The 1,196-nt window shown below is 50.3% G+C and carries 2 protein-coding genes and 1 pseudogene; all 3 read right to left on the bottom strand.

Annotation, left to right across the window (positions count from 1 at the left end; all coding sequences use genetic code 11):
• Positions 1-139: 139 nt before the first annotated feature.
• Positions 140-316 (bottom strand): annotated as a pseudogene (locus DU478_RS22455) (transposase); the annotation flags it as partial.
• Positions 317-615: 299 nt separating this feature from the next.
• Entirely contained in the window at positions 616-879 is a 264-nt protein-coding gene (locus tag DU478_RS22780) for a hypothetical protein (protein ID WP_147276410.1), read from the bottom strand.
• Positions 880-1,083: 204 nt separating this feature from the next.
• Positions 1,084-1,196, bottom strand: a 113-nt coding sequence (locus DU478_RS22450; RefSeq protein ID WP_147276379.1) for an integrase core domain-containing protein, incomplete at its 5' end; no start/stop codon positions are given.

Here is a 1,196-nt window from a genome sequence, read left to right as displayed (position 1 = left end):
ACACAGATCGAAATCTCTTTCAGCGAAACATCCAACCCCGCATAGTGTTCCATAGGTCGTTCTCCTCACGGCATTTATCCATGAGGCCAGTATACCGGACCTCGTTCGCCCCCGGAGAGCGACCGCCGCAATCACACCATGTCTTGTGAGGGCCATACTCACGCGGCGCGTCACGCCAGCGCAAGCCATTACGATTAATGAATATAATGCCGCTCAGGACGCGCCGGTCATCAACGCGCGGCACGCCATGGCTCTTCGGGAAATAGGGCCGAAGCCGCTTCATCTGAGCCTCGCTCAGCCAATACAGATTGCTCATAATGCCCCCTTTGGTTTGGGGACGGTGAATCATGCAGGCCTCGCAGCCTCAAGTCGATTAATGGGTCCTGAGCCTAGACCCCCCCTTTCTCATTTTGGATCCAACGTGGAACCGTTGGCAGCCGAACTGCTGGTATGCAAAACGTGGCAGCCAGTGCACAAATCATGCCCCGATACAGCATCTCTTAGCCAGAGTACTGCGACGGCGATGTGAGGCTGGCGGGTTGCGAAAGTCCTAAAGCTGCACTCAACTTTAGTCGAGTGCAGCTTGGGATCTCGCTCTTTCCAGAAAACACTTTGTTATCCTGAAAATACGCCGTTTTCAAATTTTCGAATAAGAGTCCGTACCATAGCTTTTTTATCGCTGATTCCATCACCGCTCGATGAGATCACATTCATCAGCGTCGAAATTTGACGGTGGTTCAGCGCGGCTATGTTTGCGTTCGGAGCATACCTTTCGATCGTTGCGACGGTAGCTTCGGATGTATTGCTTGCCATAGCGTTTGTCGCCGAGACGGTGACAAACGCAGAGATCAGAAGGCCATTGAGAATTTTCGAAGTCATTACTACCTCATTTCGTTTCTATGCACGATAAGATTGCCTTATGTGCTAAAATGAGATTATCCATTTTACAGAATACATTCCATCTTCTTTTTGTATCAAAGTGTATCGCTAAATATCCGTTATTACACATAAATGTGATAAATTATACCGAATATTTTACTATCATCGCGTGGTCTGCCCCCATCGGGTGGTCCGGTTTGATTGTTAGTGCATCGTTGGCCGCTGGTCCAATGGAACGAAGCTTTCTGGCGCGGGTGGGCGATAGCCTAATGCGCTGTGCGGCCTGACGGTGTTGTAGTGGATGCGCCATTGCTCGA

The sequence above is a fragment of the Thalassococcus profundi genome, from assembly GCF_003344785.1.
Lineage (GTDB): Bacteria > Pseudomonadota > Alphaproteobacteria > Rhodobacterales > Rhodobacteraceae > Puniceibacterium > Puniceibacterium profundi.
Note: the sequence above shows the minus strand (reverse complement) of the source record. Positions and strands in the feature narration are given on the sequence as shown.

Coding starts and splice junctions, on each gene's coding strand:
- DU478_RS22780 (WP_147276410.1), bottom strand. CDS start 879: ATGACTTCGAAAATTCTCAATGGCCTTCTGATCTCTGCGTTTGTCACC.